This window comes from Wolbachia endosymbiont (group A) of Ophion costatus (assembly GCF_963969245.1).
In the GTDB taxonomy this organism is placed as follows: domain Bacteria; phylum Pseudomonadota; class Alphaproteobacteria; order Rickettsiales; family Anaplasmataceae; genus Wolbachia; species Wolbachia pipientis.
On record NZ_OZ017714.1, the window covers coordinates 1,113,222 to 1,136,424 of the forward strand.

Sequence of the window (23,203 nt, forward strand, 5' to 3'; positions counted from 1 at the left end):
TGGATTTATGCTAAAATTTTTGCTGATAATACCGTTTTTTTTTCTGTCAGGCTGCGGGGAACATCACTGTATTAAGCCAGAAAATTTATCAGGTTTGCGTGAAAAACTAGATATAGTGTCAACAGAGCAGAAGTGGGTTGATTCCGGTGTTAATATCTCAGATAGAATAAGAGTAACAGAGATTGGTATAGTGCCTAGTAAGGTTAATTTTTGCCCTAAGCAGTATGAAGATTTTGCAATTGGGCCTGGGGAAAATAGCGTTACATTACCATTTGCACTTAAGGAAGGCGATACGATAAGCTTTAGTGTTATTGGAAGTAAAGTGTGTAAAGATAAAGAGAGTGAGACAAAAATCAGGTATGTGAAAATTGATGAAAAGTGCAGCGAACAAGAAACGGAACATTTTGCACATGTTTTAAATCGAGAAGGATGTCAGGGTGAAATATGTCCTAATAAATATATAATAGGCGATGCGCAATGGTTGAATGGAAAAGAGTACTGGGATTCAGATTTTTCGCAGTTAAGTCAAGATACAAACATTATTAATTCTATAAAACAAGGAGAAAGTGTAAACTGCAGTGAGCTTTCAAGTGATCAGAAAAACAAAACAGATACGCGCATTTTGAATTTACTCTGCGGACGTATATGTAAATTTCCTTCCGACAGCGGAAACAAAGGTTGCGCATACATTGAATACAATAGTATAGAAGGTGAGATATTCAATGCTTTAAATTCTAGTGGTGAATCTGTTATTGCTGAAACTATTAGTAACGTATTAAAGGAAAAACAGGTAAAAACTGACATTACACTATTACGTGTTCACATGGATGGTGAAGATTTTGAACACATTCCAACAGGTGGCATATGCACTAACTGTGATTATAAGATAGAAAAATACCATCGAACACCAAGTTTAACTTTTAGTTTATGTAGTAGAAATGACGAGCACTGCTATGATAGAAATGACAAAGGTGGTTTCAACATAAGAGTAGCGAAGAACCACAGTCTGGAGAATAGTTTGTATATAAGCGTCTCTGACAAACTTCCTGAGCATAAGCCTGGTGAAAACCAAGCGGATATATCTGTAGATATCAGCAAAGTTCATGATACTGAGTACATGGAAGGCTTAAAGGAAAAGTTAAAAGAAAAAAAAGGCACCATATATTATGGAATAAGAGACCATGGCTGCGATTACAAAAATGAAGGTCAGTTTAGTATTAACCTAACAACTAAAGAGCCACCTACAAAAACTTTTAGTGCAATATATAATTTCTTTGATGAAAAAGTGAAAACTGCATTTTTCGGCTCTAATTATAAAGACCCTAACGCAATTCACTCTGATACTAGTCCTGTGAAGTCTCTTTACGAAAGTTTTATAAAATCAAGCAGAACAAATACCATTAGATCTACTATAATATCACTATTAGTACTATATATAATCTTATATACTCTTTATTACTTTTTTGGATTAACTCATATTTCTATATATGAGTTTTTAATTATATGCGTAAAGATAGGAATCATCGCCCAGCTATTGCAGGATAATAGCTGGGACTTTTTTTATAACAACGCATTCTCTATATTTATTAACACTCCAAAACAACTAATAGAAATAGCAAATTTTAGAGGCACTACTTCAAATGTTTTTGAGTTTCTTGATTTGCCGCTCAATAGGTTCTTGTCATCGCATTCAGTATTGTTAATAGTATCTCTTATATTTTCTGGCCCTTTGGGCATTGTATCTTTTTGCTTGGTGATTTGGGGTTTAATCACAGTGAGCTTATCTATTTTTAATGCCTTATTTTCTTTTATTACATCTATAGCAATAGTTGCGTTATTACTTTCTTTAGCACCTATTTTTATTATTTGTCTTTTATTTGCGTATACTAGGCAGATGTTTCAAAACTGGGTTAAAAATTTAGCAAGATTTGCAATTCATCCAGTGGTCCTTTTAATTTTTATATCACTGATAAGTCAGGTTATGGATTATATTGTGTATTCAGTATTTGATTTTGAGGTCTGCTCTACATGTATACTTAATATTAACCTAAAGATTTTTAACCCTTGTATTTTTTATGGTTATGCTTCCAAATATACACCTAATATTACCGCTATGATGGCTTTTGTTATTTTGGGACACGCTATGAAAGCTTTAGTTGAAGCTTCTTCGGCAATATCTGACTCGTTGTTTGGTGCTTATGTAGCAAGCGAACCTGGAAGACAGTATCAACAAAGCTTAATGGGAACAGTAGGGTTAGATGAACAAAGCGTTCAAAGAAGAGAAAGAGGAGATGCCTCTCAACAGTCAGGTACGTCAAGACCTCAAATACCACAAGGGACTCAAAGGTCAACGCCTCAGATACCACAAGGAAGACAGCAATGATAAGTAAAAGATCACTATTGTTGATACTGTGTCTTGCAATCACTGGTTGTAATATGGATTGTGTCGAGCCTGGGTTGCAGAGCAAAAACACCAGCGTTAATGTGGATGTTCCAGTTCGTAAAGCCGATAAAATTCATTGGGTTGATTCTGGTCAGGTAATTAGTCAGGGTGAGAAAATCAAATTCACCCTCGATGGATCAGTAAATTTTTGCCCTTTTAAAGAAGACAAAAATCCAAGGAAAGTACTTGTGCCAGCTAGCTTTTGTGCTGATGGCTCAGAACCAAATTATAGTAAGGCTGCGGATATTAATAGTGTACCTAACAATTATGGTGTTAATGAAAGTAAAAACGAACTATGTGGTGGCAAAGGATTTGGCAGCAATAGACGTTATGTGGACACTGGAATTAAAGTAAATCCTGGTGACAAGTTAAGCTTCAGCTTAGTTCCCAGAAAAATAACAATTGATTACGACAATCCAGAAGGGAAAGGCATCAATTTTGATGACAATTGTTATAAAGCTGTAGAAAATGACCGTAAGGAAACTGTATATAAGAAAGCTACAGTGAGTGAAGTACATCAGGGGGGAGAGTTTTTTTGTGATGGTAAAGATGGTACAAAAAATAAAATACAATTTTTACCTCTTGATAAAACAAAAGCAAAGGAAAGCAAAGTGCTAGTTGGCAATGGGTATACCCCATATGATAATAAGGTGCATTTTAATAAAGGTTATATTCAAGACAACGAACCATGGGTATATGGTTCACTACTTGATTTACGCCGCGCTAAAATAGGATTGAACGAGTTATGTGATGGAAAAAACTGTAGTCTTGATGAGAGAAAAAAGTACTCCTCCTATGAGCTTAACTGTTACCATCAAAATATATGCTATACTGAGAAGGGTATATGGAACTATGGTTTAGGTCAAGCAGGAGAACGGAACTGTGTCTCCTCTATAAGGTATAAGAAGTACGATAAAGGAAATAAATGTGATATGTATTCTTATCTAGAAAAAATGGAAGGGAATGTTAAAGCAGGTAGTTTTACTGAAGATGATAAATCTTGGGCTGAGGCTCTTGTTGCAAAAATAAGCGATCCAGGTGATGCAAGTATTTCTGAAGGCAAGCGTAATGATATGAAGGGCGATGCTAAAGGTATTCAATGTCTTCCAAAAAGAGGAGGAGCAGGAAAGGAGAAAAATGATAAACTAGTATGCTCAAAAATCAGTGATAATTTTGAAGATTTTTCCTTAAAATTAAATCATGACTATCCAATAGGAAGTGTAACACCTGGTAGCAGTGTGATGCTTGCCATTGCAGATTATGGTCACTATGGAGCTAATAGAGGTGGGTACCATGTTAAAGTGACTAGATCATGTGAATATATTAATGGCGAAAAATTATATGTATATTTAGGTGATGAGCCACCTAAAGATTTGCATGGTGTGGGAACTAATGATTTTAAAGTGGTAGAAGTGAGAGAAAGAGTAAACGGAAAAGATGAGTACACCATATTAGATGTAATAAGCGGAGAACACTTTCAGAACGAAGAATCTAAGAAGATATATTTCGGCATCAATGTAAGCAACGTAGAGAGAGATGACATTACAGATAAAAATGGCAAATATTATGAAAATAATAAGTACACAGTAACTTTATTTGTTAAAAGAAAAATTAATGATTTTATTTCATCGAATGTAAACGGGGTATTTAAACTTATAAAAGAAGAAGTAATTGGGGACAGCGTTAAAGATTCATACAAAGGATATGCAAGAGGTCTTCTTCAAGGGGTAAGAGCTTTGCTTACTCTATACGTTATATTTACTGTCGTTGGCTATATGCTTGGAACAATACAGCTAAGTAAATTTGATTTCATTGTAAGAATGTTCAAGATAGCATTTATAGCTTTTGCCTTTAGCGATAGAAGCTGGGAACTTTTTGGTACAACTTTATCCAGACTTTTTATAGATGGTAGCACTTATTTGGTTGATAGCTTTTCTGGCTATATAGGGGAAGGGGGGAGAAAATTTGCATTCTTAGACTTGACAGCAGGAGTATTATTCACAGCAGAAACTTGGTTAAAGTTTTTATCATTGATGCTCTCTGGTCCTTTTGGCTTTATTGCATTTTTGGCAATACTCTACGCTACTTTTATGTTCTTAAAATGCATTATTAGCGCTACGTTTAAATATGTAATATCTACTGTTCTAGTGGCGTTTTTACTGTCATTAACACCTTTATTTATCGTATTTATTCTATTTCAAAAGACTAAACCCTTGTTTGATAATTGGATAAAAACGTTGGCTCATGTTTCATTAGAACCAGTCATTTTATTTTCATTTTTATCTCTTTTAAATCAGTTGATGTATTCAGTTTTATATAACCTCACAAATTTTTCTGCATGCTATCAATGTTTAATTAGCGTAAATTTCTTATCGTATGATCTGTGCTTGATGAAATCAATACTGCCTCTTGGATACAGTCCTGGCACTAGCGTTGATGTTGCACTCAGTACCGGAGAAAGGGCTGGTGGACACTTTGCAGCATTACCTATAGACCTAATCCAGGCGTTTATATACCTCATTATTGCCGGTGCAATGGAAGCTTTTGTTTCTATATCGGAAACTATGGTACAAACACTATTTAGCTCTGGTTATGGAGTTACTGGCGGTGTTGGTACAGTTGCTAAGAGCGCATCGCAAGCTATGCTGTCAACCGTTGGCCTTGATGATAAGACCCAAAGTATGATACAGAGTATCAAGCAGAAAATGAGTAAAGATCGGGGAAAAATTGAGGCTAAATTACCTAACACGCCAAAGCAACCAGACAAAAAAGAAGATTCTAAAGGAAGTTCTGATAAAACAACGAGTGATAGACCTAAAACATTAAAACAATCAGATCAGCAAAAAAATTCTGATGAAACAATAAGAAGTGATCCTAGTGCTAAAGCTAAAAACAAGGAAGAAAATGGAGAGGAGTAAGATATAAATGATATTATGGAGTAACTAATTAAAAAGATATTTTAAGTAAAGTTTTAGAAATTTATTCTGTATTTGGAAAAAGTTTAGATATGCAATCACGTTTAGGCAAATGTTGGTTTAGGGTATTACTTCTTGCAGCTTATGTGCTGATCACAGGTTGTAGTAAAAACGATATACCTTTTCCAAGGTGTATATCTGCTGACTATTTTGGTCCTAAACCTATTGCAGTAAGCGCTCATTTTTCAAGCGACCACGATGCGTTTATTCCAGGAGATGGAGAAGTTATTGATCCTGAAACTGGCGAAATTAATTATGGTTTTCACCATAACCAAGTGGTGAAGTGGGAGGATACCGGACTCGAAACCAATGGAGATAGTTTAAAAGTGCGAGTTAATGGTGCATGGACATCTTGGAGTAATAATAACAAGAAGGAATCTAAAAAAGGCAGTTATACCTTACAAAGCTTGGAGCAGTTAAAATATGCAACTAAATTTGAAGGTAAACAAAGTGATAATAGTTTACCTAATTTTCACTTAGTTTGTAATGATTATAAACCTAGCATACAAAAATTTTCAAGTAAGCCTAATGCAAGTTGCACTGTAAATTGCAAGTGCATTAATGAAGATGATAGTGCAAATACAGTATCACGTGGTGCTCCATGTTGGTTTACCAACGGTCATGGTGCTTATCTTTTGTTTCAAACGGGGAAAGATGATCCTAACGAAAATCTAAAGTTAATGCGCGATCCTCAATATCCTACTGTACATCTAGGTTATAACTCCACAGCAGAGGGCGACAATGGATTTTTTACTTTAGACAGAGATAACACTAAATTAAAGGACAGAAATTGTAATGAGTTGAAGTTAAAAAAGGGATGGAAAATATATGTAAAAATATTAGATAGATATTACTTAGATAATGTAGGTGGCTACTCTTTTGAGTTCTTAAGTGGAGTGCAGCAGCCAAGTAGTTTTGGGTTTTTTGATTATATTTATAACTATCTAAAATGTGTATTATTGATTAACAAAAATTGTGAAGAGCATTTTAACAGTAACGATCCTGCAGCTGCACAAGCTATGTTCGAAAATATAGCTGAAAAAAGTACGAGCTTTCACAATTTTGTTCTTTCCTTGCTTGTTCTATTTGTAATGATTTCATCGCTTCTTTATCTTTTTGGCATGATACAAGAGACTAAGCATGATATGCTCATCAGAATGATGAAAATCACTCTAGTAATAGTGCTTATATCTCCTGGAAGTTTTAGATTTTTCTATGATCATTTTCTTGTTTTATTCGTTAAAGGTCTTGAACAATTGATAAGTATAATTACTAACTTTGCTCCCAACATGAACACCGGAAGTATTGCTCAAGGAGATGAAGCTAAGTTGTTTAGCTTCATGGAGGACATGTTCAATAAGTTTTTTGCTTATTCTGTTTGGAAAAAGTTTGCAGCGTTTTTGCATTACCAAATGTGGGCAAGCCTTCTGATGATACCGGCAATTTTCATAGGGATAGTTTTATATTTCTTGCTGTGCTTATATGCTTACATAATATTCCTCTCTGGTTTTATGGGTATAGCTTTTCTTATAGCTATCATGCCGCTGTTCCTAATCTCTATTTTATTCTCACCACTGAAAAGTCTATTTGAAGGTTGGATAAAATTCTGCATCAGCTTTTGTTTGAAGTCGATTATGATATTTGCTCTCTTGTCATTACTGGCTTCCATTATAATGAATACCTTTTATAGACAACTAGGTTTTACTGTATGCTACAATAAATGGTTCGAGGTAAGGTTATGTGCTCCAAAATGGGTGTTTGGTGGTTTTTGTATCATTGATAAACAGTATTTTGGTTGGACCCCAGGGCAAATTTTTGTACCTTACACTCTTGGAGAAGCTTCTCCACTTAACATAGATAAAAATATAGAAGGTATAGAAAAACTAAGCAGAGAAGGTGGTACAATAAAATTTACTGGCGGCGCTGGATATATCCCTCTTCCACCTGATTACATTGAAAAAGGGTTTCGTTATATAGATTATCCTTTCTTTAACCCAATTCCTGGTACTGAGAAGAATCCAGCAGACCACTATATTGCAGAAAGTGATATGATAGTGAAGAATGACTGTAGAGCAAAAGATCTAGTACGCTTAACAAATAGTTTATCATATGCATCAGAAAAAGCTGATATTCTACTGTTGATCAACAATATAGACAAAAAGATAGGTGGTATGAATAGTAAAATAACAGAGCTTTACTGTCGATCTCAGCAAGATGAAGCAAAGTGTAAAAATTATAGGAAAATAGTGGATGACTACAGAAAAGGTACCATAAGACCAGATCTCAAAAGAGAGATAAAGTCTTTGGTGCAAAGAGTATTAGAACAACAAGGTTGTGGAAGACTGAAACTTCATGATTTATATAAGGATCCCAACAGTGAATACTGTAAGAAATGTAAAGATTGTGAGGATTGCAAAGATTATCGAGAAAATAGTGATTACCAAAGGGTGCAAGACATACAGAGAGGTTATTTAATCAATGCAGGGGAAATCTTTGTATTATTCTTGCTTTCATTTTTAATGTTCTCCTTACGCACGTTCGTACAACAAATGGGCTCAAGTATCGCTGGTGGTGGATTCAGCGTTTACAATATATCTAGTATGTATTCTAAGCATTCTCCAAGCGCTACTGCACATGGCGACCCAGATGCGTCTTTTGTAAGTCAAATCTTATATTTTGGCAAATCAGCAGTGCAAGATAAAATTGGTGGAGGGTTAGAGTCTTTAGGCAGTTGGGCTACTCATTTACCGGATAGATTAGCTGGAGGTGCAGCTAATCTGCTGGGGAGAGTACCAAGAGTTGGAGGAGTGCTGAAATACGCTATTGATGTGCCACGTAAATTTGTAGGTGCTACTATTGAAGCAACAAAATTTGCAACATCACCTAAAAATGACGTTGATAAACTTGAGGAAAAAATCTACAGGGCATTTGGAGTTGATAAGGAAGATATTACGCATAGAAGGATCGGTAAATATTTAGAATATTACAAAGGATATGTAGGATCACATTTGGGCTATACAATAGAAGATGCTATGAAATTTACTTGGGAGCATGGCCTTGACTCTATAGGAAAGCATGGCTATGATCATAACCTACTCTATAGAGCAAAAGAATATAGGCGAGATTTCTTAGAGAAGCTTCATGATTACACTATCGGCCGTAAGAGAGAACCAGAAAAAGACAATCCTGATCAATCAAATAAGGTAGAACGAGAGTTAGGCACGGAACTAGTAAGAGATAACCATGATCAGCCACTAGAAGAAGGCGACCCTCTTCGACTACGAGGGGGAGGTCAGCCAGATAAGGTAGTACGAGAACTAAGCACAGAACAAGAAGACAAGCCTAATCAACTACAGCATGATCAGCCAACAGAAGAAGATAAGCCTGATCAATCAAATGAAGTGACACGAAATTTAGGCACGGAACCAAAAGGCCCAGATGAAATTGATGATTTTGGATCTGCTTTTGAAGGTATGGAAAAACGTGCTGAAAGAGAAGGCAGAAGAAATCAAGATAAAGTTTACAACCTCTCACCACTTTTTGAAATGAACACTCCAGAAGCTGTAGAAAAACGTGCTGAAAGAGCTAGAAGAAAAGAAGAAAGAGATCGAAAAGACGAAGTTTATAATCTTAAGCCTTTATTTAAAGAACCAAAAAATCCAGAAGAGTACGTTAAGGCACTTTTTGGAATGAATACCCAGGAAGCTATAAAAAAACGTGCTGAAAGAGAGGAAAAAAGAAATCGAGAAGACAGTAAAAGGAAATTACCGGAACCAATGAGGAAACCAGATGCAAAAGGAGATGAGAAGAGGATTGAAGATGAAGACTAATAAAAATTTCAAAGGCCTTGATTATTATAAATTGCAGCAAGACAAAGATGGCAACATAAAGTTAAATGACTACGACGACATTTTAAATGCGCGTAGGGCAAGGGTAGACTTGTTGCGGGATAACACATCACTTGACAAGGATGTCAATTTTGCTAAATTGAATAAAGCTTTGAGTGAGAAATTTGTAGATAATCATAGTTTATTGTCTGAATTTGATAAGGAAGACAAAGAGATTGTACAAGAAAGGATTAAGGTGTTTAGTATTTTAGAAAGTCTTGAAGACCTTAAAAGCGTGAAAAGTGAAGATCTGTTAGAGGTTAGCTTACTGCTGTCAGATCTTAGCTTCATAGAGAGAAATGTTGTACTAAATACCGATCAGAATTCTGATCTAGCAGGATTTAAAAACCTATTTATTGAAAAAAAAGCATCTGGTGAAGAGTATAGTGAAGAAGAATGTAGAGGCTTTCTTGATAATATAGATAAAATCAATACTATAATTAAGTTAGAGTTAGAAAGCAGAATTGAAGGGCTAAATCATGATGAAAAAAATGATCATGATGATTTACAAGATGAGATTGGTCAAGCAATTAATGCAGCAGGCAAATCAGAAAAAGATAACTGATGAGTCTTGTGTTTGTGTTTTTCTTACAAGCGACTCGATAGCTTCTCTCTATTAAACTGCTAAAGCCATATTGACATTAATCATATAGTATAAATAATTAATTATTTTGGAGCTTATTTAATATGCTACGCATCATTGCAGGCAAATATCGCGGAAGAAAAATAACTACAGGTAAGCATTTAGCTGCACGGCCAACTATGAGTATTGTCCGAGAAGCAATATTTAATATGCTTTCCTCAAGAAAACCTATTTATAACTTGAATGTACTTGATTTATTCTGTGGTAGTGGTTCTTTTTCATTTGAAGCGCTTTCTCGCGACGCTAAACATGCATTCATGGTGGATTCAGATTATTACAATTTGCAACTGCCTAAAAAAACAGCAGAAGATTTTGGAATTACGAACAATGTCACGCTAATTTGTTGTAGTGCTAACAAATTGCCACAACCTATTTCAAAGTGCGATGTAGTTTTTATAGACCCACCTTACAATAGCAATCTAGTTGAATCAACGTTGAATGGACTAGCTCACTCAGGCTGGTTAAGTGATGATGCATTGATAATTCTAGAGATTAGGAAAAACGAAGATTTTGAGTGCAATAAAAACTTCAGTATAATCTTGGAACGCACCTACGGTATAGCGAGAATAATTTTTCTTTCTCTATTAACTTGAACTTGCATATACTTTTCATTGATGAGTTCCAGTTCTATTTTCGTCAAGTTTCCGGAGAAATTACTTATTCTGTACTGCCCTAGATCAAAATTTTTATTAAATTCAGAGTCTATTAAATATTCATGTGCTTCTTCAATAAATTTATTTTCTTTTTCTTCGTAACTGGTGTATTTTGTTGTACCATTATTATCCTCACGATAAACTAAATGTTCTTTATGATCAGCATGAATATTTTTATTTTCACAAACCTTTTCAGGATCGTGCTCAAGTACTTTTCTACCAACAATCAATAGCTTATAAGAAATTTCCTATGATTCCTTTTAAGCGAGTTTTGAATTTTTGAAATGTCATGACATTGTTGATACGGTTATCAAGAAACGATAAAGTATCCACAAAATCTTCTGAATAATCATTGATAAAAAAAAGTATCGTACTTAAGTACACTCCAGCTAATATTGCTCTTTTTGTATAGTAGTTAAAATCTGTTGATTGGTCATAAATGCCATACCAAATCGCACTAACAGTTCTGTATAAAAGTTTACTAGAAAAATATGTATTTTTTGGTGATACAGAGAATAATAAAACATTTTTTAAAAGTTCTCTATAATTTGGTAGCTTAGCGTAATTTGAAAGGCGTATTTGAATGGCTAACTTTACTCGCTCTCGCACTTTCATATCTTCTAAATTAGAATTCCTTAGTTCAGCTTCCATTGAGCTATTTAAGTCCTCTGCTATGTGCTCCAAAGCGCTATATATTCCATTCTGAAATTTGCAAAAGCTATTAGCTAGATTAAGGTCAGTGCACACCTTTAATAGGGTTTCATCGCTTATCCCTTCAAATGGAATAACCCTAATTAGCTTATCTATTATTAACTTTTGTTCCACGCAACATCATACTAAACAGCATGTGTGATTGTACCTGAGATTTTCAAACATTCTACAAAATGCTTCACCACGTTCCTCGAAATTTTTCCATTGATCAAAAGAAGCACACGCGGGAGAAAGTAATATTGTTACTTCTTCTGCGCTATTTAAGGCCTCTTCAAAAGCCAATCTGAATGCATCTTCTAGATTGCAACATTTAACATAATCTACTTTATTCTCCATAACATTTGCAAAAGCTTCGGTTGATTCTCCAATAAGAAAAGCTTTTCTAACCCTTGTAAAATGCTTGCTTAATGATTCTATTCCACCTTTTTTGCTTCTTCCACCAGCGATCCAATTTATGTTTTCATAAGATAAGATCGCCTTTTCGCTCGATTTTGCATTAGTTGCTTTGCTATCGTTCACGAAAAACACATTTCTTATTTTGCCAAGCAGTTCATTCCTATGCCTCAGTCCTGAAAAGGACTTGATTCCATTGATAATAGTGTTGCTATCTACTCCAAGTACCTTACATACGGCATATGTGGCTGCTATGTTTTCTGCGTTGGATATTAGGTTTATTTTCACGTCGCTTACTGATAAGCTATGATTCTCTAGTTTTAACGAGATCTTCTGGATCCCAGTGCCCCTTTTGTCATCCAAGTAGCTGACACTGGGATCCAGATAATTTCGATCTATACCAGTAATCTGTTCACTATAATCAAGCAAATTGTTACCTGCCAATGATATTAGATCTCTTGCACCACCCTCTGTCATCTGAGTAGTTGGCAATGGTTTTTCTTTTCTGGATTCCAGCGTCACGCGCTGGAATGACATCGGGGAATATGTTACTGAGATTGGAATTTTGTCTCCAGTGAATTTGTTGAATATATCAGCAGTAATCTCATTGTCACATCCTATTACGGCAACCTCACTACCGTTTATCAGTTTTAATTTAGTTGCTATGTAGTTCTCCATACTTCCATGCCTATCTATGTGATCTGGTGTAATATTGAGCAGTGCTGAAATGTCCACGTTAATTTCATTCATCAACTCCAATTGAAAAGAGGAGAGTTCGATTACATAAATTTCTGCATCTCTTTCTAGATCCAAAACAGGAACGCCTAAATTTCCACCAATAGCTACTTTTTTCCCTGCAGATTTTAATATGTGCCCTATTAGTGATGTAGTGGTTGATTTACCATTTGTTCCTGTGACGCCTATTACCTTCTGGTTCGTAGTTTTAGCTTCAAGAAATAGCTCAATGTCTGATTTTATTTTGCAATCAAATCTCCTTGCAAGTTTTACTATCCAATGTGGCTCTGTTGGCACTCCAGGGCTTAAAACCAATGCACTGATCTCATGCCAATTGTATTCCTTGGGATGAATAAAATTACATTTTTTATTCATCATTTTTGCATTTGCTATTTGCTCTTCATGATCATCCCATGCATATATTCTTGCACCACTCTTTGTTAGAGCGTTAATGGCGGATAAACCAGTTTTACCAAGACCAAAAACCGCGAGGTTTTGATTTTTGTATTTGTTTAGTTGCACTGCTAGATAACTTATGCGAACCATTTTATAAAGATATCGTACAAATTACAACAGACTTCTTTCGTAGGTTACAACTGTCATTCAATAGAAACAAAAAACTTCCTTGACAAACTCCGCCAGCCCCCTTATCATGAAACTGAAGCTATTTATTTATCTTCTCTGTACAGATTAAATGACAGAAAAACTCACGTATCTGGCATCTCATGTTTAATTTTTTGCACTATGTGCACCTTATGTCTTTATCAAATTTCTAGGTTTTTACCTACACAAGCTGAGATACGCTTATAAAGCATTTAAAACATTAAAAAACGCCAACTTAAAAAATGGATAGTGAATAATTAGCTACCCTAGGGTTTCTTTTGCCTTTTTTTCTGTTTAGTAAATTTCTTAATGTTTATAATTTAGATTAGTTGCGGCTTAAAAGCAACTGAATCGCGGTTATTAAACGTTTAGAATAAAAAAACGCCATACTTGAAAGTATAATGTAAGTAATTAGCCAACCACGGGGCTTCTTTTGCCTTTTTTTCATTTGGTAAATTTCTTAATATTTATGGCTGAACGACAATCGTCATCCCGCTGCTTGTTAGCGGGATCTAGAGATACCGCGGCGGTATGACGGTTAAGTGGGGTGTCATCCCAGTGTCAGCTACTCGGATGACAGGAGAAGGAGGCTACTTGCATGACACCATTCTTTTTTCTGGATCCAAGTAATCAGGGCACTGGGATGACAAGAAGAGGGCACTGCCGTCATAAAGGAACCAGTGTCAGCTACTCGGATGACAACAAAGAGCTACTTGGATAACAAGAAATATAGGTACTGGAATTGTAAAGAGTTTGCAAATATTAGTTATTACCTGTAGGATATAGAGAAATTAGTAAGGATTTTAATAGGAATAATATGCCATCTGTTACTTTTATTTTACCTGATGGGAGTAAGAAAAGCTATGAAGCTGCAGAGGGAGAAACTCTGCTCAATTTAGCCCACAGAAGTGATCCAGATCTGCTTGAAGGTGCATGTGAAGGTTCTCTTGCTTGCTCTACATGCCATGTAATTGTTGATCCAAAGTTTTATAATGCTGTAGAAATACATAACCCTATATCTGATGAGGAAAATGATATGTTAGACCTAGCTTTCGGCTTAACAGAGACGTCGAGGCTTGGATGCCAAATAAAAATCACAAAAGATATCGACGGCTTGTGTGTAACCATACCAAGGGGTACAAGAAACATATCATTAGATAAACAGGGGAATCATGCGTAAGATTTTTATCTATATTATCATCTCTTTACTTTTGTTTATTCCTGTAGCGTATAGTGGTTTTTGGTATTTTTCTGCATGTAAGGTAAAAAATCTTTTAGCTGAAACAATACTATACATTAACGACGAAAAATTTGATATTTCACATGATTTTAGTGGATTTCCTACTAACCTAATTTTCCGTGTGACAAACCCAAAATTTTCCAATGAGCAATTAACCATCTCATCTGATGCTTTATTGATAAAAAATAGATTGTTTGATAAATCAGTATATATCTACATACCAAGCAATGAAGTCAACATTGCTGTTCATGATGATGAGAAAAAGAATATAAAATGCCACACAAACGATAGCAGCCACTTTGTTGTTAGACTAAACGATTTACCATCTTCATTGCGATTCAACAGAAATAGTACCGTGATAGACTATATAGGTACACTTCGTTACGAAGATTATGGATTAAAATGTGATGTTTCAGAAAATCAGCAAAGTGTTATAACTGAAGTGAATGATAAAAGTAATTACATTCAATTTTACCTCGATAAAGAACTGAGTGGAAATGCTAAGCTAGGATTTGATTTGTATACTTATCGGTATAAAAATACTGCAAGTCCTGAAAGTTACCTTAGTATCGATACTAAATTTGATTATGAATTTGTAAACGACATCTCGGCTTCCAGAATTAATTTCAATATAGAGAAATTTTTGATTCAAAGTAATAATTTTTCTTTTGCTGCAGATGGTGGGGTAAACAATTACAACTTAGTTACTTATTCATTTAAAGACAAAATCAACGTGGCTATATCAAATTATAAAGAATTAATCTCGTTTATGATTGGTGACTCAAAAACTTCAGATGCGTTTGAAAAATTAATGTCTTCCTTATCAGAAAAAACAACTGATGATGGCATTCAATTTTCAATAAAGTACGATGATGATGTAGGGTCAAGTTTTATTGGAAAGTTATCCACCACTGATTTTATGAACCAGCTCAGTAAAATAACCCAATTAACCAAGGATGAGAGCAGTAGTTAGTTTACTTTTCATATTGATATTCCACTCAGGCGTAAACGCTTTTACTCTGGATAATAAACTCAGAGATAAAAGCATGGAAAAACGAGCAACAAGTTTATTTGAAATAATAAGGTGTCCAATATGTTCTGGCGAATCATTGTCTGAATCTGGATCTCAGATCGCGTATGATATGCGAGAAGCAATTCGTAAAAAAATCAATGATGGATACACAGATGAAGAGATAATCTCAGAGTTAAAAAATTCTTACGGCAATTCAATTATAATCGTACCGCCTATAAAATCTAGCACTTACATTTTGTGGTTTATTCCACTTACAACTCTGCTTATTGGGTGTTTTTTAATACAAAGATACATCAATACAACCACTTAAACCTTTTATATATAGCTAAAGTGACTTAGAGGTTGTCCGGAAACAAGTAAAAGGCTATAATATCTGAAATTTTAGTACGGGGTAAAGATGAGAAAAAAGTATCCAACAGATCTAAGCGAAAGGGAATGGGCAAGAATAGAAAAACACTTCAGAGTATCATACAAGAAAGGAGGAAGGCCGCCAAAGTATAGCAAAAGAGAAATATTAGAAGCAATTTTCTATGTATTGCGTACAGGGTGTCAATGGCGGTATTTACCAAATGATTTTCCGCTATGGAAGACTGTGTATGAGCAGTTCAGGCAATGGAAGAAGCAGGGAATTTTTGAGAAAATGAATTATGAAATTACAAAATATAGTAGAAGAAAAATAGGAAGGAATGAGCAGCCGAGTGCCTGTATAGTAGATAGTCAATCTGTAAAGACTACAGAAAAGGGGGGATCAAAGGCTATGATGGAAGTAAAAAAGTAAAGGGTAGAAAAAGGCATATAATTACAGACACTCAGGGTTTTATACTAGGTTGTTACGTAGGCGCTGCTAACGAAAATGATAGAGATGGTATTAAAATAGCATTAAACAATATGAGAACAAAATATACTAAAGTTAAAAAAATGTGGGCTGACATGGGATACCAAGGAAGAAATTTAAAGAATCACATAAAGGAAGAATATGACATAGATATTGAAATTGTTACAAGGCCTCCATGTAGATTTTGGGTGCACAAAGATACGCCACCTGAGCTACTACCAACAAGAGAACAAGGGTTTAAAGTACAGCCAAGAAGATGGGTTGTAGAAAGGACTTTTGCTTGGGTTAATAGGAATAGAAGGCTATCGAAGGAGTATGATTTACTCACAACATCCACTGAGAATTTCATATACCTAGCTATGAGTAGGGTTATGTTAAAGAGGGAATATGCTTGAATTTACTAGTTTCCGGACAACCTCTAACTTTAAAATCATAGAAAATACTGTCGAAAAAGGAAGTTTTCTTGTTCGTGTAAAACTCAACACAATGGATTTTCTGAAAAGTTTTCGAGTATATTATATTTTTAATTTGTAGAATAAGGTTTTTTCCTTTTTGCATATTTCACCTAAAAAGGACACATTTTAGACTTCTTTGTTGAAATAAAACAGAAACAAAAGTGCTGTCCCTTGCACTCTTTGGATAATTTAATGATAAAAAATTTGGAGAGAAATTTTATACACAATCTCTGACATTTTTCCTTAAGTTGACGCCATTGCCTGAACGGATACAACTTAATTTTTAATCTGCAGGAGTCAAGTTGAGAATGTCCAATTTTCCACTTTCTTTATAGCATAACATACTTCAGCGCCTCTTGCTCCTCTTGAAGTCCAATGGGCTCACCACTTATGTGTAAATTAATCGTTAATGTTGTACACGTTCTTTTCTTTTTCTACTCTCTCTTGCTCTTCAATACAATATATAGCAAGCGGATTAGCTTTAAGTCTTTCGACTCCTATTTCTTCTCCTGTTCCATCGCAGTAACCATAAGTGCCTAATTTTATTTTTTCTAACGCCTCCTTAATTTTTTCTTTTCTATCTTTTCGACGCTTGATTAATTCCTCGTTTCCACTATCTCCATCAGAATAGTATGTATCAATACTATTCTCTTCTAGTTCTTGTTTCTCCAGCTCAGCGAGTATTGACTGTAACTTTAAGCTGAAGTATTCCAGTTGTTTTACGCTCATATATTCTTCATCTTCTGAAGGAGTGTAATCTTCTGGTGACTTTATTTTTGGTAACTTTTCCATAATTGCATTATCAAAAAAATAATAAAACCTATATAATTTATGAACAAAAAATTATACTACCTCAAAGTAAACACTATAATTTATAATAAACATTTAAAAGCCTAGTATGATCGACTCAGTAAAAAAATTAGTAATAGATGATAAGAACTTTACCTATATAGTATGTATTTTTATCATAATGTTAAGTTTATCTTCATTTACACTTAAAAACAACAATAAACAAGAAGTTATGTTAACATTAACATGGATATGTGCTACATTTGTTTTGCAGATTTCTACAAATAATTTGTTTACATCTGATTATCATGATGGAATATTAGAGCAAATCTTTGTACAGCCACTCTCTTCTAGGCTTATAGTTGCTTATAAAATTTTCGCTCACTGGCTATTATTTGGATTACCAATTTCAGTGATTTCTTCCATATTCAGCTTTGCAGTTCTATGCAATAGTATTGAACACTCAATAGCAGTTGGAGTGTCTTTATTATTTAATACGCTGATAATCATTAATATTTCAGCTACTGGAAATGCATTGATGATTGGTCGAAACAACTTAGCATCAGGAGTATCGCAAATTCTTGTTTTGCCAATGATAATGCCAACCTTTGTGTATTTTAAAATGCTAACTCAATTTGAAAATTTGTCCTTGAATATTTATACACTACTAATCACCATCTTAATTTTTGTTATTTTGATTGTTAACAGCACCATAACTACTCACATGGCACTAAAATTTGCTGTGGAACAGGATTGAAAAATCTTACTGTTATTCAGTAGACTTCTTGCATAACCTAGAAAAAAGGCAAATAGTTATTATAGATTTAGGTTTATCGACAATTTGAAAAACCTTCATTCCAGCATCCTTCCCTGTCATCCAAGTAGCCCTTCGTTGTCATCCCAGTGTCAAAAACTGGGATAACAGCTAACCTGACAACCGTCATCCCGCTACTTGTTAGCGGCTAAGAGATACCGTGACGGTATGACGGTTCGCGGTGGCATGACGAGAAAGGGGCTACTTGGATGATACCTTTTTTCTACTTAGTTTGGGTTATGCAAGAAGTCTATTCCTTCATAAGGAGAAGTAGTTAAAGGAATTTACTCTATTTCTCCCTCTTTTTTTATTATTTTTAATCTATAGTTAACGTAAAAGAGATATGCAAAAACTCTATTGATCCATAGTCTGCAAATTATTAATAACACTTACTTTAAAGAACCTCACTTTACGCTGATCTTTGAGCGCTCTTCTGTGGTATTTTGTAAGAGTATAACTTGTGAAATCGTCTTCCCTATAGATTAAAGAGTTACACTGCTTTATATGTGATGCTATCCACTCTGCATAGTCCTGATGATCGGTTGCAATGAATATTTCCCCTGTTATAAGTATTTTTTTTGCTAATAAATTTAAAAATTCCGTATTAATTAATCGTCTTTTATTGTGACTTCTTTTTGGCCATGGATCTGGAAAGAGAATAAAGAATCTTTCAACACTGTTATCAGGAAAATTTGCAATCAATTCTCTTGCATCTTCTGTCCACATTAAAATATTTTTTATGTTCTGTATTTCTATGTTTGTCAGCAAGCGAAAAACCCCCTTTAAGTAGGGCTCACATCCTATAAATAATAGATCAGGTTCATTGAGCACCTGGTAAAGCATATTTTCACCGTTGCCAAAGCCTATTTCTACCCATATTCTTTTTTGTGAATTTACAATTTTCTCTATAGATTCCTTGCTGTTTTGAATAGAATATTTTTCCAATATTTCATCAACATCAGGTTTTAGCCTGGACCTTCTGGAGAACGATCTAATCCACTTGCTATTCTTAAATAGCATATTCTTGATACATATATAATTTTCTCACTATATTTTATATAGCTTAAACAATTCTCGAAATGAGTTAATGAAAAATTACTTGTCAATAATTGTTAATATTATATAATATATGAGTTCTAATAAAGTTTAAGTTAAAGGTATGAATAATAATAATCCAGTCGTAAATCTACCGGTTACTATCAGAAAGCTATCATCAAACAAATTTATAGAAGAGATATGTCAAGGCCAATTTGAGGATCAAGATAATACCTTGTTTGAAGATTCTTTTGTTAACAAAATTAAAGAAGGAGATGTGGTAGAAGGTGTAATTACAAGAATAAACCCTAACGACGTTGTGGTTGATATTGGTTTAAAATCTGACGGGAGAATTCTGATCAAGGAACTCGGTTGTAATGATGAGGTCATTATTGGCTCGAAAATCAGAGTTTATGTGGAAAGAATTGAAGATTATCATGGTAATGTTGTTCTTAGTCGTGAAAAAGCAATTAGGGACGAAAAATGGAATAAGTTGGAAGAAGATACAGTTACAAGGGCTGAAGTAAGCGGAGTTATTAAACGCTCAATTAAATGTGGCTTTATTGTTGATCTTGGTGACGGAATAAGCGCTTTTTTACCGCTGAGTCATGTGGATTTGAAGCAAGTAAAAGATGCGAAGCACCTTATTGAAACTGAACAAAAGTTCATCGTGCTTAAAATGGATAAGAAGCAGGGCAATATTGTAGTATCAAGAAAGCTGGTGTTAGAAAAATTGCACGCTGGTGAAAAAATTAAATTTTTAGAATCTTTAAATGAAGGTGATATAATAGAAGGGAAAATAAAAAGTATCACTCATTACGGTGTATTTGTCGGTATTCATGAATCAGATGTAGTGGGAGTTATAGATGGATTGTTACATATTACAGATATCTCTTGGAGTAGGGTAAGTCATCCGTCTGCAGTTTTTACTTGTGGTCAGACTATAAAAGTTAAAATTATAAAAATAGACAAGGAAAATGCTAAAATTTCCTTGGGTGTGAAGCAGCTAGAAGATAGCCCTTGGCAAGATGCAGAGTCAAAATATCCAGTTGATAGTGTGCATAAGGGTTATGTAACAAGCATAGAAGATTATGGATTATTTGTTGAGCTTAGACCTGGAATTGAAGGTTTAGTGCACTCGTCAGAAATAACTTGGGTTAAGAGTAATTTACCAGTTAGTAGTCTCGTAACAAGGGGACAAGAAGTATATGTAAAAATTCTCAGTATTGACATTGCTAAGAGTAGGATGAGTTTAAGCATGAAAAGGTGTGTAGACAACCCTTGGCAAGTATTTATCAATAAATATCCTCCTGGTTCTATTGTTTCTGGTGAAGTGAAGAATAATACCGGCTCATATGTATCTGTTGCTTTCGGTGATTCTGAAATAGATGAGAACGTAGAAGGGACAATATATGTGAAAGATTTTAGTTGGTCTAAAAATGGTTCAGATGAGATAAAGAAGTATAATGTAGGTGATAAAATAGAAGCAAAAGTAATAAGGGCTAACGTGAATCGGGCAAGAATTTATCTTGGAATAAAACAAATAGAGTATGATCCTCTTGAAGAACTGATAAAGAAAGTTAAGGTAGGTGATAAAATACAGGTTATTGTAGGTAAGAGAGAAGATAATGGACTAGTCGTTGAAGTTGAGAACGATGTAACCCTTCTAATAGATCAAGAGCATTTACCAGAGAATAAAAAATTCTCTATATCAGAAAAAATAGAAGTTGAAGTATTGGGTGTTGAAGAATATAACATAGCATTATCTGCTAAGTGATAAGGTTTACTTATTTTGGCTTCATATAAATGGCAACAAAGTCTGATATAATAGCGAGGGTAGCAAAAAGACATCCTTTTTTAGATAAGATTGTTATAGCAGCTATAGTTGATAGATTTTTTGGGATACTTTCAAGCACATTGAAACATCATAATAGAGTTGAAATTAGGGGGTTTGGTTCTTTTTCAGTTAGAAGTTATAACTTGAAAGAAACAAGCCATTTAATGTTACAGAAGTTTACAAAGAATCAATACTTTAAAACATATTTTCGTAGCAGTAAAAAATTATCTGATTTGATAAATGAATAAAAATTTATACCATAAATAAGATGAAAGTAGGGGTTTGAGTTTATACTGTACGATAGAAATTTTTAGCACCATATGCAAGTAGTAGAAATAGTTATACGCAATAACACATATAAAATATCTTGCGAAAGTGGGAAGGGGAATCATTTATTACGCCTTGCTAATAGTTTTGACAAGTTAGTTAGTTCTGTATCTCAAAAAACTGGAGGTAAGGGTTCGGATGCATTAAATTTCTTACTTGCAGCACTAATTCTTGAGGATAAAATTTTAGAATTAACAAAGCGATTAGATGAAGTAAATCAAGAGCGCGAAAAGTATAGAAACGAGAAAAGAATAGAATATACTGAGGTACTAGATAAGGTAAATAAGATTATCACTAATCTTGAGTGCATAAAGGATTAGCTTCAATAAAGCAAGCAATTAAATTGACTATCTGACTATTCAAGCCAGGAGGGAGGTTTGTCTTACGAGTTATGTAACAATATAATTCGTAATCATCAAGATCAACTATTTTTTCGTATTCGATTAGTTCGCTTAAGGAAAATTTATCAAGATATTTCAATGCGAAATGCCCTAAAAGTATATCGGTTTCTTTGCAACCCCTATGCCAGCTTCTATATATTAATTTTCTTCTGAATAGTGAGGTATCTGTCATTACAATTAAACTTTTTTTAATTTAAAAGTTAAACTAAATACTTGTCAAGCGAGGCGCATTTTAATATACTTAACATTTTGTTAAGATCTAAATATACAGGTGGAATTAATTTCTAATCTTATCCATCAATTTAGCGATGGAATATATTATTTTTTATCATTTTCTTTAATAATTTCTGTCATAGTATTCGTGCATGAATATGGGCATTATGTTGTTGCCAAAGCATGCAAAGTTAAAGTTGAATCTTTTTCCATAGGTTTTGGTCCTGAAATTTTTGGTTTTAACGATAAGTCTGGAACTAGATGGAAATTAAGCGCTGTTCCATTGGGTGGTTATGTTAAAATGCTAGGAGATACTAATGCAGCGAGTGTCCCAGCTGATCAACAAGAATTAACGGAAGAAGAAAAATTGTATTCATTTCATACAAAAACGCGTCATAAAAAAGCAGCAGTAGTTTTTGCAGGGCCTTTTGCAAACATGGTATTTGCTGTTATAGCTTTTACAATATTTTTTAGCATAGCAGGTTATTATCGCACTCCACCGGTGATTGAAAATGTAATCGAAGGTAGTGCAGCTAAGCAAGCTGGTTTGTTGCCAGGTGACACTATTACACAAATCAATGAGCATAAAATAAAATACTTTGAAGATATTTCACGTGTGATAATGTCGAATCCTAAAACAAGAATGGAGATTGAGTATAGCAGAAATAATGAGAAGCACAGGACCAGTTTAACTCCATTAATAATCAAGGACAAAGACGTTTTTGGCAACACAATAGAAAGAGAAACTATAGGGATTATTTCAGTCAATACATTAAAGCAGTCGTCTTTTCTTGGGGCTGTGAGCTTATCAGTAAGTGAAACTTACCACACTATGTGCTTAACGATCAAAGCTCTCTTTCACATTATTGTTGGTAAAAGGAGTATCAATGAAATAGGTGGACCAATAAAAATCGCAAAATATTCAGGACAATCAGCTAAAAAGGGATTTATTATGGTTCTATATTTTATGGCAATCATTTCAGCTAATTTAGCTGCAATTAACTTGCTGCCAATACCACTGCTAGATGGTGGGCATTTATTTCATTATATCATAGAAGCGGTTATACGTAGGGATTTAAGCTTGAAATGTCAAAAATATGCAGCTATTTTTGGTGCTTTAGTGTTGTTTTTGCTTATGGCAACTGGAATGTCAAATGATATTAGGGATCTTTTTTGAAATA

20 protein-coding genes and 2 pseudogenes are annotated in these 23,203 nt (G+C 34.3%); 15 read left to right on the top strand and 7 right to left on the bottom strand.

Features of this window, described 5'->3' with window-relative positions; all coding sequences use genetic code 11:
- Positions 1-7: 7 nt before the first annotated feature.
- The 5 genes from AACH21_RS05565 (at position 8) to rsmD (ending at position 10,541) form a co-directional block, all read left to right on the top strand.
- A complete protein-coding gene (locus AACH21_RS05565; RefSeq protein WP_265030068.1) occupies positions 8-2,383 on the top strand; it encodes a type IV secretion system protein in 2,376 nt (791 codons plus the stop codon).
- Entirely contained in the window at positions 2,380-5,361 is a 2,982-nt protein-coding gene (locus AACH21_RS05570; RefSeq protein WP_338482410.1) for a type IV secretion system protein, read from the top strand. The genes AACH21_RS05565 and AACH21_RS05570 overlap by 4 nt, the downstream gene beginning before the upstream one ends.
- Positions 5,362-5,450: 89 nt before the next feature.
- A complete protein-coding gene (locus AACH21_RS05575) occupies positions 5,451-9,248 on the top strand; it encodes a type IV secretion system protein (protein WP_338482411.1) in 3,798 nt (1,265 codons plus the stop codon).
- Entirely contained in the window at positions 9,238-9,870 is a 633-nt protein-coding gene (locus AACH21_RS05580; RefSeq protein ID WP_010082417.1) for a hypothetical protein, read from the top strand. The genes AACH21_RS05575 and AACH21_RS05580 overlap by 11 nt, the downstream gene beginning before the upstream one ends.
- Positions 9,871-9,992: 122 nt before the next feature.
- On the top strand, positions 9,993-10,541 hold the full coding sequence (rsmD, locus tag AACH21_RS05585) for a 16S rRNA (guanine(966)-N(2))-methyltransferase RsmD (RefSeq protein WP_077188204.1): 549 nt from the start codon (positions 9,993-9,995) through the stop codon (positions 10,539-10,541).
- Here the strand turns inward: rsmD and AACH21_RS05590 are convergent.
- The 3 genes from AACH21_RS05590 to AACH21_RS05600 are packed head-to-tail and all read right to left on the bottom strand — an operon-like array spanning position 10,499 to position 12,986.
- A complete protein-coding gene (locus AACH21_RS05590; RefSeq protein ID WP_006279274.1) occupies positions 10,499-10,831 on the bottom strand; it encodes a hypothetical protein in 333 nt (110 codons plus the stop codon). The two genes, rsmD and AACH21_RS05590, sit on opposite strands and share 43 nt — an antisense overlap.
- Before the next feature lie 4 nt (positions 10,832-10,835).
- The gene (locus AACH21_RS05595; protein ID WP_064125504.1) at positions 10,836-11,426 is read right to left on the bottom strand and encodes a COQ9 family protein; all 591 of its coding nucleotides are present in this window, start codon (positions 11,424-11,426) and stop codon (positions 10,836-10,838) included.
- Between the two features lie 6 nt (positions 11,427-11,432).
- Entirely contained in the window at positions 11,433-12,986 is a 1,554-nt protein-coding gene (locus AACH21_RS05600) for a UDP-N-acetylmuramoyl-L-alanine--D-glutamate ligase (protein ID WP_338482412.1), read from the bottom strand.
- Between the two features lie 655 nt (positions 12,987-13,641).
- On the opposite strand from AACH21_RS05600, the gene AACH21_RS05605 reads away from it, so the two are divergent.
- The 5 genes and pseudogenes from AACH21_RS05605 (at position 13,642) to AACH21_RS05625 (ending at position 16,546) form a co-directional block, all read left to right on the top strand.
- A complete protein-coding gene (locus AACH21_RS05605; protein WP_007549233.1) occupies positions 13,642-13,764 on the top strand; it encodes a hypothetical protein in 123 nt (40 codons plus the stop codon).
- Between the two features lie 96 nt (positions 13,765-13,860).
- Positions 13,861-14,223 carry a ferredoxin family 2Fe-2S iron-sulfur cluster binding protein gene (locus AACH21_RS05610; protein WP_077188202.1) on the top strand — a complete coding sequence of 121 codons (363 nt, stop codon included), beginning with the start codon at positions 13,861-13,863 and terminating at the stop codon, positions 14,221-14,223.
- Positions 14,216-15,256, top strand: a complete 1,041-nt coding sequence (locus AACH21_RS05615; RefSeq protein ID WP_077188201.1) for a hypothetical protein — start codon at positions 14,216-14,218, stop codon at positions 15,254-15,256. Before AACH21_RS05610 ends, AACH21_RS05615 begins: the two co-directional genes overlap by 8 nt.
- Positions 15,240-15,626: a cytochrome c-type biogenesis protein CcmH gene (locus tag AACH21_RS05620; RefSeq protein ID WP_015589263.1), complete on the top strand. Its 387-nt coding sequence runs from the start codon at positions 15,240-15,242 to the stop codon at positions 15,624-15,626. Before AACH21_RS05615 ends, AACH21_RS05620 begins: the two co-directional genes overlap by 17 nt.
- Before the next feature lie 87 nt (positions 15,627-15,713).
- Positions 15,714-16,546: pseudogene (locus AACH21_RS05625) on the top strand (IS5 family transposase).
- A 24-nt stretch (positions 16,547-16,570) separates the two neighbouring features.
- Here the strand turns inward: AACH21_RS05625 and AACH21_RS05630 are convergent.
- A pseudogene (locus AACH21_RS05630) lies at positions 16,571-16,709 on the bottom strand (IS4 family transposase); the annotation flags it as partial.
- A gap of 296 nt (positions 16,710-17,005) precedes the next feature.
- Complete coding sequence (locus AACH21_RS05635; protein ID WP_064124828.1) at positions 17,006-17,398, bottom strand: TraR/DksA family transcriptional regulator; 393 nt, start codon at positions 17,396-17,398, stop codon at positions 17,006-17,008.
- A 106-nt stretch (positions 17,399-17,504) separates the two neighbouring features.
- On the opposite strand from AACH21_RS05635, the gene AACH21_RS05640 reads away from it, so the two are divergent.
- Positions 17,505-18,152 carry a heme exporter protein CcmB gene (locus AACH21_RS05640; RefSeq protein WP_077188200.1) on the top strand — a complete coding sequence of 216 codons (648 nt, stop codon included), beginning with the start codon at positions 17,505-17,507 and terminating at the stop codon, positions 18,150-18,152.
- Positions 18,153-18,563: 411 nt separating this feature from the next.
- On the opposite strand, the gene trmB is transcribed toward AACH21_RS05640, so the two are convergent.
- Positions 18,564-19,229 (bottom strand): tRNA (guanosine(46)-N7)-methyltransferase TrmB, encoded by a 666-nt coding sequence (trmB, locus tag AACH21_RS05645; protein WP_338482416.1) that lies wholly within the window; start codon positions 19,227-19,229, stop codon positions 18,564-18,566.
- Between the two features lie 139 nt (positions 19,230-19,368).
- Here trmB and AACH21_RS05650 point away from each other — a divergent pair, with 139 nt between their 5' ends.
- From AACH21_RS05650 to AACH21_RS05660, 3 genes are all read left to right on the top strand, one after another.
- Positions 19,369-21,021 carry a 30S ribosomal protein S1 gene (locus AACH21_RS05650; RefSeq protein WP_012673366.1) on the top strand — a complete coding sequence of 551 codons (1,653 nt, stop codon included), beginning with the start codon at positions 19,369-19,371 and terminating at the stop codon, positions 21,019-21,021.
- Between the two features lie 29 nt (positions 21,022-21,050).
- Positions 21,051-21,329: an HU family DNA-binding protein gene (locus tag AACH21_RS05655; protein WP_010963035.1), complete on the top strand. Its 279-nt coding sequence runs from the start codon at positions 21,051-21,053 to the stop codon at positions 21,327-21,329.
- A 72-nt stretch (positions 21,330-21,401) separates the two neighbouring features.
- Positions 21,402-21,728, top strand: coding sequence for a cell division protein ZapA (locus AACH21_RS05660; protein WP_010082086.1), 327 nt, complete (start codon positions 21,402-21,404; stop codon positions 21,726-21,728).
- On the opposite strand, the gene AACH21_RS05665 is transcribed toward AACH21_RS05660, so the two are convergent.
- Positions 21,703-21,981 (bottom strand): succinate dehydrogenase assembly factor 2, encoded by a 279-nt coding sequence (locus tag AACH21_RS05665; RefSeq protein WP_265024198.1) that lies wholly within the window; start codon positions 21,979-21,981, stop codon positions 21,703-21,705. The two genes, AACH21_RS05660 and AACH21_RS05665, sit on opposite strands and share 26 nt — an antisense overlap.
- Before the next feature lie 99 nt (positions 21,982-22,080).
- Between AACH21_RS05665 and rseP the strand changes: the two genes are divergently transcribed.
- Positions 22,081-23,199, top strand: coding sequence for an RIP metalloprotease RseP (gene rseP, locus AACH21_RS05670; RefSeq protein ID WP_338482419.1), 1,119 nt, complete (start codon positions 22,081-22,083; stop codon positions 23,197-23,199).
- Positions 23,200-23,203: the final 4 nt, after the last annotated feature.

What these genes read in the sequence shown, in the direction of transcription:
- AACH21_RS05565 (WP_265030068.1), top strand. Translation starts at nt 8, where the DNA reads ATGCTAAAATTTTTGCTGATAATACCGTTTTTTTTTCTGTCAGGCTGC.
- AACH21_RS05570 (WP_338482410.1), top strand. Translation starts at nt 2,380, where the DNA reads ATGATAAGTAAAAGATCACTATTGTTGATACTGTGTCTTGCAATCACT.
- AACH21_RS05575 (WP_338482411.1), top strand. Translation starts at nt 5,451, where the DNA reads ATGCAATCACGTTTAGGCAAATGTTGGTTTAGGGTATTACTTCTTGCA.
- AACH21_RS05580 (WP_010082417.1), top strand. Translation starts at nt 9,238, where the DNA reads ATGAAGACTAATAAAAATTTCAAAGGCCTTGATTATTATAAATTGCAG.
- rsmD (WP_077188204.1), top strand. Translation starts at nt 9,993, where the DNA reads ATGCTACGCATCATTGCAGGCAAATATCGCGGAAGAAAAATAACTACA.
- AACH21_RS05600 (WP_338482412.1), bottom strand. Translation starts at nt 12,986, where the DNA reads ATGGTTCGCATAAGTTATCTAGCAGTGCAACTAAACAAATACAAAAAT.
- AACH21_RS05605 (WP_007549233.1), top strand. Translation starts at nt 13,642, where the DNA reads ATGACACCATTCTTTTTTCTGGATCCAAGTAATCAGGGCACTGGGATG.
- AACH21_RS05610 (WP_077188202.1), top strand. Translation starts at nt 13,861, where the DNA reads ATGCCATCTGTTACTTTTATTTTACCTGATGGGAGTAAGAAAAGCTAT.
- AACH21_RS05615 (WP_077188201.1), top strand. Translation starts at nt 14,216, where the DNA reads ATGCGTAAGATTTTTATCTATATTATCATCTCTTTACTTTTGTTTATT.
- AACH21_RS05620 (WP_015589263.1), top strand. Translation starts at nt 15,240, where the DNA reads ATGAGAGCAGTAGTTAGTTTACTTTTCATATTGATATTCCACTCAGGC.
- AACH21_RS05635 (WP_064124828.1), bottom strand. Translation starts at nt 17,398, where the DNA reads ATGGAAAAGTTACCAAAAATAAAGTCACCAGAAGATTACACTCCTTCA.
- AACH21_RS05640 (WP_077188200.1), top strand. Translation starts at nt 17,505, where the DNA reads ATGATCGACTCAGTAAAAAAATTAGTAATAGATGATAAGAACTTTACC.
- trmB (WP_338482416.1), bottom strand. Translation starts at nt 19,229, where the DNA reads ATGCTATTTAAGAATAGCAAGTGGATTAGATCGTTCTCCAGAAGGTCC.
- AACH21_RS05650 (WP_012673366.1), top strand. Translation starts at nt 19,369, where the DNA reads ATGAATAATAATAATCCAGTCGTAAATCTACCGGTTACTATCAGAAAG.
- AACH21_RS05655 (WP_010963035.1), top strand. Translation starts at nt 21,051, where the DNA reads ATGGCAACAAAGTCTGATATAATAGCGAGGGTAGCAAAAAGACATCCT.
- AACH21_RS05660 (WP_010082086.1), top strand. Translation starts at nt 21,402, where the DNA reads ATGCAAGTAGTAGAAATAGTTATACGCAATAACACATATAAAATATCT.
- AACH21_RS05665 (WP_265024198.1), bottom strand. Translation starts at nt 21,981, where the DNA reads ATGACAGATACCTCACTATTCAGAAGAAAATTAATATATAGAAGCTGG.